Here is a 14,303-nt window from a genome sequence, read left to right as displayed (position 1 = left end):
GATACATTGCGAATTTCATAGCAATGTTGCGGAAGTCAACCAATTAATAGGCTATCCTTGAATACAATGGGGTCGACAATTGTTGCGCTTATTTTGTTTGTTGTCATTAACACGCGAAACCTGCTTCATTTAGTAGTATAAAATATTTACACCAAAAATCTTGTTCCGGAATTTTGCATTCTTATGGATAAAAAACGAATGTTTATGGTTTTTTCTCAACGTACACGATTACAACACCATACTTTTACTAAAGAGATTAAAATGCTAGCTAGGTTTAGTTTCGCTCATTTATTTAAAAGTGGAGTTCAGAAACCACTATAAAAACGGGGAGAAATCCGAAAAGCCTTATGAGTAGGAATAATCAATAAATTTTAGAAATCATGGCTAAAACAATAAACATTCTTAGTGTAATAGATGTTGAAACGATTCTTGCAAACAAAATTCCAGCAGGAACAGCAACAAATCCAACATCTCTGGGATCATATGGCACATCCGATATATATGTGTATATGATTACGAGCCGAGGCTATATAGACAGTGCTGATAAAAACAGAGCGGATTCCGAATTGGTAATTGATGCTAATGCAGGTGATACTATTCAATGGGAATTAACGTGTCCCGGATCCGGTTTGCAGCATGATGCCATAATTGCAGGTGTAAATCCGGGCTCTGAACCTAATCCACCCTCCATTTCTACTCCGGTTCCGGTTGTGACTTACAGAAATATTTATGACACGGCAGGTTTACCGGGTTATCAAATAGTTAAACAAACCGATTATTGTTCTAATGTATTGGCTACAGGAACTACCCAGTATTCAATTTCTTTTCAAATAATGGATAATCTGGGAAACAGCCTGGGTTATTATTTTTGGGATCCTTTCGTAAAGGTGATGAATACAGAAGATTATCTAAGAGAACGTAAAGCTTACCTGAAAAAACAGGAGGCAGTAGTTTAAAAAAACAACCTATTTAAAACATAAGAAAACATGACAAAAAATACAGTTTTTCAATTATCTGCTCTAAGTCAAAACGATGCAGGAGCAGCAGACGGAAGTCAACTATTCTGTGAAGTAACAAAAATTACTAATGGAAATGTAAGAACCGGATCTTTTTCAATTAACGAAATGATAGCCTTGCCAACACCTCCCGGACAAAATGGTTTTGGCCCTACACCTACCTGGTTTTTAGTGCCGGACGATAATATTCTGGACACTTCTTTCACTCTGGAAATCTCATGTCCATCAGATTCAAGCTATCCGACTACCAAAATCACAGTTAAAGCTTCTGATGTTCAAAAATGGGCCGCTATACCTTACAATGAAAGAAACAACCAAATTTACCAGGGAGGAAAATATGGTATTTTTGGTTTTGCACAAGAGGGAGCCGATGGGTTAATCTATACCGTTACGGCAGGGGTATTAAATCCAAAATAGCAAGGTCAATAATTCATATTATTGATACCAATCTGATTTTTAATACATTTCGCCTTTTTTACATTTTTATTAGCATTAAAATTCAGTCTAAACTCAGTCAAAACTAAATTTAGACTGAATTTTTTATTGGTATATTCAGACGGCTTTCTCTAAAAAACTATTTATTCCCAATACTAATATCATTTTTTTTATTGAGTCGTCCTAAAATAGGTTGACTATTTTTTGATTATATACATTTGATAAAAGTTCAGACCTCTTGAAAACGACTGAACTTTTTTTATTTTGTTGGCAAATTTCACAACCATGAGAATTGATCAAACAATTTTTTGGTTATCTTCCCCGAACCTTATATTGAATCTGGAATACTTTAAAACAAAATAGCAAACAAAAATGGCAAACCACGACGACATGAGCATTGGAGATCTTTTAAAAAAATCTCCTAAAAAAAGTATCTTTAGTACGATCGGGCAGCTCTTTAAAAAGAAGCCGTTGACGCTTGAAAAAGCCTTAAAAAACCCGTTAAAACACACCGCACTCGACCTAAGCCACCAGAACCTAAAGGAATTGCCGGAAACCATCGGACAATTTAAAAATCTGAGACAGCTCTATCTGGACAACAATCAGCTGACAAGCCTGCCGGATGCCATTGGTGACTTACCCCAATTGGACTTACTAACCCTAAGAAACAACCAACTGACAAGCTTGCCGAACACGATCGGAAATCTTAGCACACTTACCTATATCGACCTAAAAAGCAACCAGCTCACAAGTCTGCCGGACGCAATTGGAAAGTTGACCAGGCTTACTAATATCGATCTGGATAACAACCAACTAAAAACACTGCCCGATAGCATCTGTTCCGTGACGCGTGTACGTAGTTTCAATGCGGCAAATAACCAGTTGACCCAGCTTCCGGAACTATTCGGAAACATGACACAGATCCAAGTACTAAACCTAAATCACAATCAACTTATCCATTTGCCGGAATCTTTAGGAAACTTAAAAGAAACGGTAGTCTATTTTAATATTAGTAGTAACCGCTTAAAAACACTGCCCAACACCTTGCACAAGGTAGTCTTTGAAGACATCTATCTTGATAACAATGAACTGGAATCACTGGGAACCTTAGGTCAGGGCGGCTACCGGATCGATCAACTGCACCTGAAAGGCAATCCGCTTTTAACGATACCGGAGGCGTTATCGAAAAGGCCGGGCTTATCGCTGCACCAATAACTGCTTCTTCGAAGTACAAAAGACCGTGCCACAAACAAGTACTACCAGCATACTGCCTTGTGGTACACTAAATCATGGCTTTTATATACTTACCCCTAATTATCAAAACATTAGCAGCAAACCTAAACCACTTTATGAAAAAAAAGACAACCCTAATAGCCCTTTTTATTGTTACAATGTGCCAAGCGCAAAGTCACCAACTCAACTGTGAGCATATCCATAAAGTAGACAACCCAAAAGAATATTATGACGAATACAGTTCCGGAGGTGGTTATGAGAACTTAACCGTAATGAAAAAGAATTTTAAAAGTGCCTTTTTCAATTCCAAGGATAGCGATTTAAAATCGATTGTGATTCGGATACAAACACAATCGGATGGAGCAAGCATAATGGATGATGCCGAACTTTATGAACCAAAAGAAAATGAGATCGCTTTATTTTTGGAAGATGAAGATCGAAAATCATTTATCGGTACGTCACAAAAAATGTTCTTTAAAGTCGGTGGAAAACTAAAAACATCAATCGTTAAAGGGAAAACCAACGGATTAAAAATTCTGGAATTTATAAAATGTGGCATGCTAAATCTGAAAAGAATGCCAATTGATGATAAAATAGTGGCGTGTTTAGAGAATGAAATCACAAAGTAAAAAATTACGCTAATGCTTATATAAACAAAATAACAAGTCAAAAAAATGGATCATAACAATCCCAAAATATACACCCTCAATTGCAGAAGCTGGATGGGAAGTCTGAGCAAAAAGAGTAGTAAAGTACAACAACCCAAATGCGAAAAATGCAACAGAGCATTAAAAGAAGAAATCGAATATTCGAAAGTAGAATTGGAGGTCGACCGATATAACGGAGAAGATTGGGCAAGCGCTTCCGGTATACTAATGGTTTCTCATAGGCTTTATGAAGCGCTGATGTTGGCAGGAATTAAAGGATTTGCGCCTCTAAAAGTGAAAAAGGTACCCTATAAATATGCCGACATTGATGTTAAAACAATACCTGATTTTGTTTATTTAGCCATTTTAGCTCCTGCTATTAAAAATATTCCTATTGCTTGCGATTATACCGGAATTTGCGACGGATGTAATCTGACGCTCAATAAATACAATGAGGAAAAATCGAAATTGATTATACGGAAAACAACTGAAAATCCGATTCCGCTACAGGTTTTTTCGGATACGTATGAAGGTGCCGATATCTTTGACTTTACCGATCACGGAGAAATTGGTGTGACCCAAAAATTTCTCGATGTTATTAAAGATTTTAATTGTCCTGAGGGGATTATTATCCCTGCAGAATGGATTTAAAATGATGCGATATTACAACTAAAAGAAAATAACAAAACAGGAAGTTTAGCACGATTGAGCAAAGCTAAATCGAAAAACTATTTTTAGATAAAATCATTGGAAGCGTTAAAAAAAGCTTTTAAAGCGACTATTGTGTCGCTACTATCAAAAAATAAAATATAAAAAATACGATGTCAAACTTTATCAGAATACAGAGTTATCATACAAACGGTCATTTATATTATACCGATATCGAGAACATCGATAACGATGCTGAAAAATTAGTATTCAGCGGGGTAGCTATTGATAATATCGGAGATCCGACCCTTAAATTCCGAAATAAAAATGCAAAAGTAACCGATTATATAATGGGAATCGGGCGCTTTCCGATTGTTTCAACCCGGTTCAAAGACATAATAAGTTCGCTTCCGGATAGTAAGTACATTCAGTTTATTCAATGTAAATCGAATTATGCAAAACAAAAAGAAGAATTCTGGATCATGAATATCCTTGAATTAGTGGATTGTTTTGACTGGGAAAAAAGCGAATATATAAAAGAAACAAAATATATAAATCCGAATGAATTTTGGCCTGATGCTATTACAAGAGTGGAAATGATTGATGAAAAAACAAATGGCAGGAATATTTTTAGAGTACTTGATTTTCCGACCTATATTTTTATCAGTAAGCATCTGGAGGGTATTATTTTAGAACAAAAATTAAAAGTGACTTTAGTACGGACACAAGATTTAACGCAGGTTGTAGATGCTGATCCAAACGACCCGACATTGGCAAAGTGGGGCCATGAAAATTTAGATTAAAAGAGGGAATGTAATAACCAAGATGAATATAATGTAGCATTTTATAAGCGCGGATTATAAATCCGCGCTATCTGATAAAAACGAAATAACAAATGAAAAAAACAGTATTCTTACTTTTACTTCTTCCACTATTCCTTTCTTGCAACGGACAAGGAAACAAAACAACCGAAACGACCTACACCCAGAAACTGGAATACGGACTTAAAGGCCCTGTAAAAGAAGTAATCACGTATATACATTCCGTTGAAGACGGAAAAATACCCGCAAATACAGCCAAACCCATTGGGAAAATTACGATGACGTTCGATAATATGGGAAATGTCATTACCCTGAATAAGGTATGGGATATTAAAGGTATCGGCAAATCGGAATTTTTGAGCGTTTTTTCCGGCACAGGAAAAGCCTTGTCGTATAAAGAAACAGCACATCTTTACGATGGAGAACATACCGAAAATAGCTATAAATACATTTGGTTAGACGATTACAGTTACAATATTCGTTCGGAGAAAGACAGTTCTTATGCAAACATTATTACCTTAGATAAAAATTACCGCATGGTCAAAAGTATTTTCAAGAGGGGAGATATTATCGAATCAGAGGAAGAAATTGAAACGGTTTACAAAAACGATAAAATACAGGAAATTATAAATAAGGAGATTGAAAACACCGATGGAAAAAAGAGCGTGTCGTATCGCATTCAAGTCGTCCAGAAATATGACAGCCAAGGCAATCCAACTGTCCTTTATGGCTATGACGACAAAAACAAGCAAAAAGTGAAACATGTCTTGAACAAAGAATATACCTACTACTAAGAATGACCGACAACGAACTACAAAAAATCGTAAAAGAAAAAATAGCGCAAGGCGACTGTCTCAATACGTCCGTACAGCAGATTTTATTGGACTATAAACATTCCGGCGGACAACAGGAAACGGCCCGGAAACTTATCGAACAAGTGGCGGTTGATTTTTCAAATGATGAAACGTTACGAGACAGCGCCTACGATATACTGGACATCATTACGGGTTGGTGTAAGCCCGAAATAAAAGTTTGGGACAAGCAAAAACCAGTCCAACTAACCGATGGACTTCAATTGGAGGATGACGAAACAGGCGTTGTATTTAATCATTTTTCATTCTGTGAAATGCTAAAACACATCATGGTCCATTATGGAAAGGTTGACTACGATGCAGCAACCGAAAAGCTAAATGATTCCTATCTGATAAAAGAGCCCCGGACCATTAAAGACGTGGAATATATCACACATGAACTGGAATTTCATTGGGCAATGCTACTCGTTCACGGAGAAATGTATTGGACAAAAGGAATACCCAGTGACGTTAATGGGTTTATCGATGAATATTTAGCCTGGAAAACGGAAATAAAACAAAAATACAACCTGAAAAATTCATACGAGTATTACGACATACAATAAACAAAACCGCTAATAAATGACTGTAAAGGACTATTGTATTGAAATTCATAAAATTCTAGTGGAAGTTGGAGAATTGCATTGGGCCAAATGTTTCCGCAATTTTATTTCAGAATTAGAAGCCGCCGAAAACAATACCGTTTTTAGAAAAATCCTTTCCATATATGGCGGAATGGGTTCTTTTAACGATTTCGTACTGTATCATAACGGGACACTTTGTCAAAAAGAAAACGAAGCACTATCCGAATTAAGAGAAGGTCTTTATAAGACAATTGGAAAAGCGTGGCATTAGAGCGACAACATAGTAAGAAAATCGTTATGGAAGTAAATAAAAGTTTTAGAGTTTCGGCAGAAGCAAATATGCATAATGCGGCATTGCGGATTATACAATCCAAAGGCTATAAAATATTTTTATATCCAAGCGAAAGTGATGCTTTTTACGGTCATTATTGGGCGATACAAGAGCATCGGGATTTTATTGCCGAAGATCCGCTGCAATTATTGGGAATTATTACGATTTGGGAAACCAATGGCGATAACTGGAACGGAACAGACCGTCGAAATTTACGGGATACAATAGCAAGCCGGGCTTTCCCCGATAGTGTTGCTGCTATCGAAAATTTAAGCGATGAGGACTTTAAAGAACAAGTCGACGACTATAGACTGTTTTTAAATCGGATCTTCCCAAAAGAAATACTACCCGAAAATCCAACCAGACAAGATTTTTTTGATGTAATCAGCAATTTTTACAAATGGGATTTGGAGAATTTTTACGAGTGGGAAAATATCGATTAAATTAAGCCCGATTTATAAAAAAAATCGAACCCTACTCTATAGTTTGACACTTATATTTCACAAAAAACCTTTTTTACGACAATTACAAACCATGGCAAACCACCAGTTATTTCATATTATTTGGACTGTTTTTAATGCATATCCCGTATGGGACAAAAGGGGAAATTGGCAAAAACTGTCTGCTACCTATGCCGAATTGGAAAAGCATCATATCAGCTATCATCCATACAAAACATTACATCCGGAATATACAAACAGGCATTCGCAGCAAGAACCTACTTTACTCAGTGAAAAAGCAATAGCTCAATTAAAATCCGACATTGAGAATCTTTGCCAGGACAACAAAGACCGGATTATCGATGGTTTGAAAATCAAAATGCTTAGAATTGATCCCTCAAAAGTCGAAATGCTGGTGCTTTCAGATGCCGCGGTACTCGCTCAAAAAATTGGCCGATTAAAAAGTCGAACCGCAACACTTCTTAGTTTTGAATATCCGGAAACCTATGTCGGCAAAGGAACCTGGGGAAAAGGCTTCTGGTATTCCAACATTTTAAATAAAGAAGATTTAGCCATAGCCATTATAAAAGACTACCGTTTAAAATAACCGCTTTCCTTTTTTGTCAATAAAAAACCAGATTCCGTTTTGTTTCACCAAAGCTGCTCCGTCTTTAAAGGCGTCTACACTCTGGTACTCTTCCGGAAACAGTACGTTTTGCTTCGCATCTATAAAATAGCCTTTTCCGTCTTTCACCACTGCAAAAACACCTTCGCCCGAATACATCTCATCATAGACAAACGGAATCACTGTTTCTCCTTTTTTGTTAATGCAACCGTATTTTCCGGATATCGGGATGATGGCCATACCGTCATAAAAACTATAGACATTCGGGTATTTTGCAGGTATAACCAGCGTTCCTTTTGTGTTCACAAAGCCATATTTGTCATTTAGAGTCACTGCCGCCATACCATCGCTAAAATGAGCGAAACCTTCATAAAGCAAAGGCACTACCACCTCGCCTTTTTTGTTGATAAAACCGGATTTACCATTGTACGCTACGCATGCCAGACCATTCTGAAAAAAAGAGGGCTTATCGTATTTTGGCGGAATGACTATTTTTCCCTGCTTATTGATAAAGCCCCACCCGGATTTTCCGCGGATTTTTACAGCCGCCAGTCCTTCGCGAAAAGAAGTAAGATCCTCAAAATCATTCCGAACCGGTTTTCGATTGTTCAGCGTATCGATGATATACCATTTGTCGTTTTCTTTAACGGTAGTGACTTCTTCATAAAAATAACCCGCATCCTCATAAATAACAGGGATGATCTCTTTTCCCGTTTTGTCAATAAAACCCCATTTTTCATCTAATTTTACAATCGATCGGTTGCTATCCTCAAAGCCGCCAATAAAATCATATTTAAAAGGCACCACTTCCCGACCTGTGGTATCTACAAGCCCGTATTTTTCGCCCAATTCAACCGCTACCAGACCTTTGTGGAAGCTGAATACAAAATTATACTTACAGGGTACCACATTGCGCCCTTTTTTATCTATAAATCCGTATTTTTTATTGATTCCCACTGTGGCATATCCCTTTTCATACGGATAGAATCCACTATAGCCCGCCAACGGTTTTTCGGTTTTGTATTCCTGAGAATGGCTCAGAATCCCATTAAAAAGTAGTATAACAGTCAAAAATACTTTTATAGTATTGCGCGTATTCATAGAGTATCAAATTGGTTTTTTGTTATTCTTGATTCGGAAACGGAACGTTCCCAGCTGTAATCCGCAGCTATTATTTTAGTATAGGGAGTCGTATTGGTTTTGCTTTTTTGACAAAAATTCAATTTAAAATACTAACAATACTGTTTTTATCCTTTTTAAATAATCAAAAACACGGTTAATTCTAGCGAAAGATAACTGTTTTTTTAAGAAAAATAGTTTACTAAAATTTCACACACATAAGAAAATAATTACTATTTTCGTTTGTGATCCGCTTAGTCTTAGTGCTAACAAACAGTATTTACAATCTTATGGAAACCACATTTGATATTGACGAACAAAAACTTTTACATTTTCTGGCATCCATAAAGGTGAACGACGCTTGTGGTGGTCATACCGATTTTTGGGAATGGCATAACGAAACGGAAGCCTTAAAAACGAACCTGACTAAGATTGGACAAATTGCAATACAGCCTGGCGAAAAACAATGGGAGGCTCCCTATTGGGGACAAGATGCGAAAATCCGATTCGACTGCTATCCGTATTACGGTTGTGACCTTTATCAATGCCAAAAATGCCATACGGTTTTTTTCTATTACGTAGAATTAGGCGGCCATGGTCCACAAAAAAGATACCGGGTGGTTCGAAAAGTGTTAATTGATCTGGAGAGCCTTACACCCAAACATCAAATTATAATTGATTACAAAGGCATGGATTACATTATGTATAAAAATCCCGACTTAACCTATGGTCTTTTAATTAGTAAAACTATAGGTGTTGGAATCGATGTGTACCATCAATTATCAAAAGAAGAGCAGGAACGCTATTTAAAAGACGGGATAGAAAGTCTAAACGACAGATTAAAAGATATGGATGTGAATTATACGAATTATAAGGTAACGTCATGGCGCTAAAAACGACTGTGGAATCCACTATAACGACAACCAACCTAAAACAAAATATTGAAATAAAATAATTTACAAAAATTAAAACCCAAAAACAACTACATAAATTATGCAAAAATTAATTCTTATTTTTTTTGTTCTTACTATAAATGTAGCCTTTTCACAAAGCTATTTTGAAGGCAAAACATTGTATTGTAAATCCGAAAATCCAAAAGCTATACAATTATTTAATACAGGAATTGAAACGCTATACTTAAATAAAACATTAGATAAAAAGTATTTAAAAATGACCTCAGAGGCTTTTTTTGGCGCTTATAAAATGGATTCCACTTTTTGTGATGCCTTATTTTTTACGGGGTATACGCTACGCTTACTGAATGATGAAAATGCATTAGCTTGTTATTATTTAGCCGATAGTTTAGCGAACAACAGATCCCTTGAATTTAAAATTAATTTAGCTGGAGAAGCTTTAAGATATGGTAACGAGATTTCAACCAAAATTGCAAGGAGAAAATATAATGAAATTATTAAATACTTTCCTGAAAGCCCGGAAGGATACTTCGGATTCGCAATAACGTCCCCTATATATGGCGATGTGGAACAAGGCTTGGAAAATATAGACCTTGCAATCGAAAAATATAATCAAAAAAATATTCCGCTAAAAGATGATGTAGTATTCATAAAAGGAATCTTACTTGCACTAAATAAAAGGTATGAGGAGGGGCTTGAAAATTTAGAAAAAAGTTATTCTTCCTATAAAAAAGAAGATAACTTTAAAATTCATTATGCATTGTGTTTATTAAAAGTTTCCGAACTCAAAAATGACGCAAAAATGAAACAGAAAGCAGTTAAAATGTATGACAAAATTGATAATAAAGCAGAAATCCCTAAAGAAGTAGCCGAATTATTAAAATTTTAGACGACTTATAAAACGGGTAGAAAGATAGTGGCTGATTATTATAAACTCATTATGATCAAAATAAATATAGCATCTCTGGCAGGCGAATTGGACATCGAAATCAAACAAACTGACAAGCACTATAACTTGCTCGTTATCATGTCGAAATCGGACTACTTTCAGGAAGATGGTAAAGCCTGGCATGCCAAAATTGACGATGATCAAACGATACTAAAAATCGTTAGCCTGATAAAAGCCTGTCATACGAATCCATCCATCCCGAAAGGGATCACGATCAATGATGGGACCTTTAGAAAAATAAGTCTGGAAGATACCGTTGCCATTCATCTCCTACTAAAAGATAGCTATCATGCTCATACAAATGAATCGGAGCTGCTGAAAACTATTTTTGAATATGTTTGTGAACAAATACAAGATCCGGTTCTGGAAAAATACATACGCGCTTTCGATGATTCCAAATAAATTGTAAGCTACAATACGTCCAAATAGATTAAAACCAAAAATTGAAACTCAAAAATGTCTTATTTATATCAGGTTATCATAATAGTAGTACCTCCTTCCGAGATGAAAAGCGTTTTTGATCGTATGCATGCTGTTTTAGTCCAAAATAATTTCGAATTTGAAGAGGAACCGTTCGATTCGGTTTACCTCGCTGATATTGAAACGGATGATGGCAGCGATTATGTGTTTGAATCGAAATGGATCAATCCGGAGTCAAAACAGGAAAGAGATGCCGTCATTGAAAGACTTAGCACCCACAGAACCGGAGGAATAGTCAATTATAGAAGTATTACAGAAGAATTTGAAGAATCGGCTCCGTATGATGTTCGTGTAGAGTTTCGTTCACTCGATAATCAGACTATCGAATCGATCGCCATTGCAACAAGAAGTGCTCTATATAACGCCCATACAACGGTTTATGATGGCATTATCGCAACCCTTTTAGATACGATGGACGTTATTGGTATTGCAAAAGGTGTGGATTACCCATACGAATGGAGCGAAGCAGAAGTGGCACAATTGATCAAGAAAGGAATGCTTGAAGCGACGCATCCCCGATTGTGGTATCAGAAGGGAAATGTATGAAAAACCGATAAAACAAAAATCACGTTACATTGAAACAGCCCAATACGACCACCGCACGGATTTTCTTTCTGAAATCAAGAATAACGAATAGCGCCATTGTTTTTAGACGTGGCCCTACCGACTGGATTCAGATGAGTATCTGGAATTTGGATAACGACACCTTGGAACCCGGACAATGGATTAACAAAAAGGTTCCGATGCGAAATTGCGATAGTTCTCCTTCCGGGAAATACCTGATTTATGCGGTCGATAATTTTGAAAACGGAAACAGCAGAACGGTCATTTGTAAGCCGCCATTCTGGACAGGGCTTACCGTTTGGGAACATGGCGATCTGCTTTTTGATACCGGAGGTGGCGTATTCGCGGACGAAAAAACGGTGTTGCTAAATTTGAAATCCACACAGGCACTTGAACACTATCCTGTGCCAACTCACTTAAATGTTGCTACCTTTCAAACCCAAAAAGAATATTCGCTATCGAAAGGACATGTGAATCTATTACACGAATACCGACAGGAAATAAACGGATGGACGGAGCAGAATGATCCCGCTTTTATACAACAGGAAATAAATATCGAAAGCCTCGCTCCTATCGTTCCGAAACTTTGGAAAAAACCGATTACCAATAGTGCGGCTTTGTATTGGATTAGCTTTTATAATTCCGAACAGCGAAAAAATGTCGATTGGTTTTATCTTGGCAGAAAGGAATCGAAAGTCAAATTGCATGACGTTAGCTGGGCAGATATTGACAATCGCAACCGTGTCATTGCCACCAAAGAAGGGAAATTATACGCTTCCAGAATAGCGACCGACGGTTCCGTGGCGTATCCGAATTTGGAAATGCTACACGATCTGAATGCCTTACAACCGGTTTCAATCCCTACGCCATTACCAATGAAAACCTGGGACGATAACGAATAATAACAGCAAAAAACAATAAAGCATCTTATACGACACAACCTGTACGAATAATCGATAACTTGTACTCCGATTCCTACTCAATGGTAAAACCTAAGAATTATGAATCCGATTTCAAAACGACGTCATATGAATATTTATCAGACCGATCACACCAAAACGCCGGAAATCTTTACGCTGATCACAGCGCATAAGAACGAAGCGGCAAAACGACATTTACAGCAAAATCCATCTGAAATAGCCCTTAAAGGCTGGATGGACGATACACCTTTGCATATCGCAGCGTTAAGTGGAAACTTCGAAATGGTGCAATTTCTGATCGAAAACGGCGCAAACGTAAATGCCGAAAGAAGCGGGCTCTATACGACACCACTCTGTTGGGCGGACAGTTTTGAAATCGCACGTTATCTTCTTGATCATGGCGCCACCATGGATGATAAAGAATTGTATTTAGCCACCAGTCGGGATAAAGTTGCTATTGTGGACTTATTGTTATTGAAAGGTGCCAAAATCGATCCTATCGCGCCACAATATCTGGAAGGCAAAAGTATCGGGTGCTTACATATATATCTGAAACACAATATCAAAATAGATGGGCGCGATAACCGAAATAGTAATCTGTTGCATCAGTTATCCTGGCTCGACCTTCCGGAAGTTTTTGACTTTGCCTACAACAATGGTTGTCCATGGGAAAAAGACGGTAGTGGCCGAACGCCTTACGATCTGGCAAAACAAGGACAAAGAACAACTATTTTAAAGCATTTTAAAGAGCAATATCCCGAATTAATTTCCTATAAGGTCGAAAATATACCAACCCATACGTATGCCTTTGAGAGCGTCTTTTTTCTAAGACAAAGTCCAACGCAATCGGAGTGTTTTATTGGGTTAACCCAAAACCTAAAACTCGTAAAGTATGTCGTGGTGAATCGAGAATTGATCATCGATCAAATAGCGGCAATTGCTATTCCGATGATCCGAAATTTCTGCTTTGATCAAAATGGAAATATTCTCATTCCAACAGCCGATAGTCAATTACTGGTACTGGAACCGAACACATTTCAATTACTACAGATTATTACACTTGATAGCGACTTAGCATTCGATCAGATCGAATACCTGCCTTCCAAAAATATATTTCTGGGAAGTGCTTCCAATTGGGAGCTTGTATTACTCACTGATACTTACAAAGTGATTCGTAAATTCGAAACAGAAGACGGAACGATGGTTCCTAAAATAAGTCCGGATGAACGTTTGATTGCGTTTTTAAGCTACGATCAGGATACGTATTACAATCTGTACCAAATCGATAAGGATTATAACATTACATTGATTCGCACTTTTTTCAAAGACTGGGATAATACATCAAGTGGTTTTAGCTTTCAACAAAATCAATTTGCGGTTTCTTTTCCTTATGAATTAGAATATTATACTTTTGAAAACGGAAAACCAAACAAACTGTGGGAAATGGACCTGTCGGAGTATACCTCGAAATACAATGCCAGCTATCTGGCCTGTATAAACGCTACTACTCTGGTGGTTGGAAAAGGAAAAACACTATTGATCATCGATACGGAGCAGAAACGAATCACAGCCGAACTCCCCTTGGATGTAGTAGCTGAAATCAAAAACGTATACGTCGACAAAGACGGTGAGCATCTGTTTGTTTCTACCGAAAAAGAACTCCAACTAATACAAATAAAAGAACACAATTGGTAATAACAGACAGATAGTGCGGTAAAAAAATACG

Annotated in this window: 18 protein-coding genes; 17 read left to right on the top strand and 1 reads right to left on the bottom strand. The window is 37.1% G+C overall.

Annotation, left to right across the window (positions count from 1 at the left end):
* Positions 1-380 precede the first annotated feature (380 nt).
* From E6C50_RS08650 to E6C50_RS08600, 11 genes are all read left to right on the top strand, one after another.
* Positions 381-956, top strand: a complete 576-nt coding sequence (locus E6C50_RS08650; RefSeq protein ID WP_136402800.1) for an AidA/PixA family protein — start codon at positions 381-383, stop codon at positions 954-956.
* Between the two features lie 30 nt (positions 957-986).
* A complete protein-coding gene (locus E6C50_RS08645) occupies positions 987-1,433 on the top strand; it encodes a hypothetical protein (protein WP_136402799.1) in 447 nt (148 codons plus the stop codon).
* Positions 1,434-1,823: 390 nt separating this feature from the next.
* Positions 1,824-2,666 carry a leucine-rich repeat domain-containing protein gene (locus tag E6C50_RS08640; RefSeq protein ID WP_136402798.1) on the top strand — a complete coding sequence of 281 codons (843 nt, stop codon included), beginning with the start codon at positions 1,824-1,826 and terminating at the stop codon, positions 2,664-2,666.
* A gap of 134 nt (positions 2,667-2,800) precedes the next feature.
* Positions 2,801-3,313 (top strand): hypothetical protein, encoded by a 513-nt coding sequence (locus tag E6C50_RS08635; protein WP_136402797.1) that lies wholly within the window; start codon positions 2,801-2,803, stop codon positions 3,311-3,313.
* Positions 3,314-3,358: 45 nt separating this feature from the next.
* Positions 3,359-3,982 carry a hypothetical protein gene (locus E6C50_RS08630; RefSeq protein ID WP_136402796.1) on the top strand — a complete coding sequence of 208 codons (624 nt, stop codon included), beginning with the start codon at positions 3,359-3,361 and terminating at the stop codon, positions 3,980-3,982.
* A gap of 170 nt (positions 3,983-4,152) precedes the next feature.
* Entirely contained in the window at positions 4,153-4,782 is a 630-nt protein-coding gene (locus tag E6C50_RS08625) for an imm11 family protein (RefSeq protein ID WP_136402795.1), read from the top strand.
* A gap of 92 nt (positions 4,783-4,874) precedes the next feature.
* Complete coding sequence (locus tag E6C50_RS08620) at positions 4,875-5,594, top strand: hypothetical protein (RefSeq protein WP_136402794.1); 720 nt, start codon at positions 4,875-4,877, stop codon at positions 5,592-5,594.
* Positions 5,595-5,596: 2 nt separating this feature from the next.
* Positions 5,597-6,217, top strand: coding sequence for a hypothetical protein (locus E6C50_RS08615; protein ID WP_136402793.1), 621 nt, complete (start codon positions 5,597-5,599; stop codon positions 6,215-6,217).
* Positions 6,218-6,233: 16 nt separating this feature from the next.
* A complete protein-coding gene (locus E6C50_RS08610) occupies positions 6,234-6,506 on the top strand; it encodes a DUF6966 domain-containing protein (RefSeq protein ID WP_136402792.1) in 273 nt (90 codons plus the stop codon).
* Between the two features lie 26 nt (positions 6,507-6,532).
* The gene (locus E6C50_RS08605; RefSeq protein ID WP_136402791.1) at positions 6,533-7,009 is read left to right on the top strand and encodes a hypothetical protein; all 477 of its coding nucleotides are present in this window, start codon (positions 6,533-6,535) and stop codon (positions 7,007-7,009) included.
* 91 nt (positions 7,010-7,100) lie between these two features.
* Positions 7,101-7,613 (top strand): hypothetical protein, encoded by a 513-nt coding sequence (locus E6C50_RS08600; RefSeq protein ID WP_136402790.1) that lies wholly within the window; start codon positions 7,101-7,103, stop codon positions 7,611-7,613.
* Here the strand turns inward: E6C50_RS08600 and E6C50_RS08595 are convergent.
* The gene (locus E6C50_RS08595) at positions 7,605-8,732 is read right to left on the bottom strand and encodes a WG repeat-containing protein (RefSeq protein WP_136402789.1); all 1,128 of its coding nucleotides are present in this window, start codon (positions 8,730-8,732) and stop codon (positions 7,605-7,607) included. The genes E6C50_RS08600 and E6C50_RS08595 overlap by 9 nt on opposite strands.
* Positions 8,733-9,040: 308 nt before the next feature.
* Between E6C50_RS08595 and E6C50_RS08590 the strand changes: the two genes are divergently transcribed.
* The 6 genes from E6C50_RS08590 to E6C50_RS08565 all read left to right on the top strand — a co-directional run bounded on the left by E6C50_RS08590 (position 9,041) and on the right by E6C50_RS08565 (position 14,272).
* On the top strand, positions 9,041-9,643 hold the full coding sequence (locus E6C50_RS08590; protein ID WP_136402788.1) for a hypothetical protein: 603 nt from the start codon (positions 9,041-9,043) through the stop codon (positions 9,641-9,643).
* A gap of 100 nt (positions 9,644-9,743) precedes the next feature.
* A complete protein-coding gene (locus E6C50_RS08585) occupies positions 9,744-10,553 on the top strand; it encodes a tetratricopeptide repeat protein (RefSeq protein ID WP_136402787.1) in 810 nt (269 codons plus the stop codon).
* A gap of 51 nt (positions 10,554-10,604) precedes the next feature.
* Complete coding sequence (locus E6C50_RS08580) at positions 10,605-11,015, top strand: hypothetical protein (RefSeq protein ID WP_136402786.1); 411 nt, start codon at positions 10,605-10,607, stop codon at positions 11,013-11,015.
* Positions 11,016-11,069: 54 nt separating this feature from the next.
* A complete protein-coding gene (locus E6C50_RS08575) occupies positions 11,070-11,639 on the top strand; it encodes a hypothetical protein (protein ID WP_136402785.1) in 570 nt (189 codons plus the stop codon).
* Between the two features lie 29 nt (positions 11,640-11,668).
* Entirely contained in the window at positions 11,669-12,559 is an 891-nt protein-coding gene (locus E6C50_RS08570; protein WP_136402784.1) for a hypothetical protein, read from the top strand.
* A gap of 99 nt (positions 12,560-12,658) precedes the next feature.
* Positions 12,659-14,272: an ankyrin repeat domain-containing protein gene (locus tag E6C50_RS08565; RefSeq protein ID WP_136402783.1), complete on the top strand. Its 1,614-nt coding sequence runs from the start codon at positions 12,659-12,661 to the stop codon at positions 14,270-14,272.
* The last annotated feature ends 31 nt before the right edge of the window (positions 14,273-14,303 follow it).

The organism is Flavobacterium supellecticarium (genome assembly GCF_004801375.1).
GTDB classification, from domain to species: domain Bacteria; phylum Bacteroidota; class Bacteroidia; order Flavobacteriales; family Flavobacteriaceae; genus Flavobacterium; species Flavobacterium supellecticarium.
The sequence above is the reverse complement of the archived record's forward strand: the minus strand, read 5'-3'. Positions and strand labels throughout refer to the sequence as shown.

Excerpts from the sequence above, each read along its gene's own strand:
- E6C50_RS08650 (WP_136402800.1), top strand. The coding sequence starts at position 381 with ATGGCTAAAACAATAAACATTCTTAGTGTAATAGATGTTGAAACGATT.
- E6C50_RS08645 (WP_136402799.1), top strand. The coding sequence starts at position 987 with ATGACAAAAAATACAGTTTTTCAATTATCTGCTCTAAGTCAAAACGAT.
- E6C50_RS08640 (WP_136402798.1), top strand. The coding sequence starts at position 1,824 with ATGGCAAACCACGACGACATGAGCATTGGAGATCTTTTAAAAAAATCT.
- E6C50_RS08635 (WP_136402797.1), top strand. The coding sequence starts at position 2,801 with ATGAAAAAAAAGACAACCCTAATAGCCCTTTTTATTGTTACAATGTGC.
- E6C50_RS08630 (WP_136402796.1), top strand. The coding sequence starts at position 3,359 with ATGGATCATAACAATCCCAAAATATACACCCTCAATTGCAGAAGCTGG.
- E6C50_RS08625 (WP_136402795.1), top strand. The coding sequence starts at position 4,153 with ATGTCAAACTTTATCAGAATACAGAGTTATCATACAAACGGTCATTTA.
- E6C50_RS08620 (WP_136402794.1), top strand. The coding sequence starts at position 4,875 with ATGAAAAAAACAGTATTCTTACTTTTACTTCTTCCACTATTCCTTTCT.
- E6C50_RS08615 (WP_136402793.1), top strand. The coding sequence starts at position 5,597 with ATGACCGACAACGAACTACAAAAAATCGTAAAAGAAAAAATAGCGCAA.
- E6C50_RS08610 (WP_136402792.1), top strand. The coding sequence starts at position 6,234 with ATGACTGTAAAGGACTATTGTATTGAAATTCATAAAATTCTAGTGGAA.
- E6C50_RS08605 (WP_136402791.1), top strand. The coding sequence starts at position 6,533 with ATGGAAGTAAATAAAAGTTTTAGAGTTTCGGCAGAAGCAAATATGCAT.
- E6C50_RS08600 (WP_136402790.1), top strand. The coding sequence starts at position 7,101 with ATGGCAAACCACCAGTTATTTCATATTATTTGGACTGTTTTTAATGCA.
- E6C50_RS08595 (WP_136402789.1), bottom strand. The coding sequence starts at position 8,732 with ATGAATACGCGCAATACTATAAAAGTATTTTTGACTGTTATACTACTT.
- E6C50_RS08590 (WP_136402788.1), top strand. The coding sequence starts at position 9,041 with ATGGAAACCACATTTGATATTGACGAACAAAAACTTTTACATTTTCTG.
- E6C50_RS08585 (WP_136402787.1), top strand. The coding sequence starts at position 9,744 with ATGCAAAAATTAATTCTTATTTTTTTTGTTCTTACTATAAATGTAGCC.
- E6C50_RS08580 (WP_136402786.1), top strand. The coding sequence starts at position 10,605 with ATGATCAAAATAAATATAGCATCTCTGGCAGGCGAATTGGACATCGAA.
- E6C50_RS08575 (WP_136402785.1), top strand. The coding sequence starts at position 11,070 with ATGTCTTATTTATATCAGGTTATCATAATAGTAGTACCTCCTTCCGAG.
- E6C50_RS08565 (WP_136402783.1), top strand. The coding sequence starts at position 12,659 with ATGAATCCGATTTCAAAACGACGTCATATGAATATTTATCAGACCGAT.